Raw genomic sequence first — 374 nt, forward strand, 5'->3', positions numbered from 1 at the left:
CAGTGTTTCCGTGTGGTGGATGGTCTGGGGCGTGATTGCCCGGACTGGGTGCCGGGTGAGTTGTGGATCGGTGGTGTGGGGGTGGCCGAGGGGTATCGGGGTGATCCGGAGACGACGGCGGTCAAGTTCGTCGCCCATGACGGGTTGCGCTGGTATCGGACCGGTGATCTGGGTCGTTACTGGCCGGATGGGACGTTGGAGTTTCTCGGCCGGGTCGATCATCAGGTCAAGGTCCGTGGTCATCGCATCGAGCTGGGTGAGATCGAGGCGGCGTTGCTGTCTCATCCGGGGGTGGAGCGGGCCGTGGCCACCACGGTCGGTGGGGCCGCCCGCCGCCTGGCCGCGCTCGTCGTCCCCCACGGCGACCTCGACGA

At 67.6% G+C, this 374-nt stretch carries 1 pseudogene; it reads left to right on the forward strand.

The annotated features are described in order from the left end of the window. Positions 1–374, forward strand: a pseudogene (locus V5E28_RS49235) (non-ribosomal peptide synthetase); the annotation flags it as partial.

Source organism: Nonomuraea sp. LPB2021202275-12-8 (genome assembly GCF_037044575.1).
Classification (GTDB): Bacteria; Actinomycetota; Actinomycetes; order Streptosporangiales; family Streptosporangiaceae; genus Nonomuraea.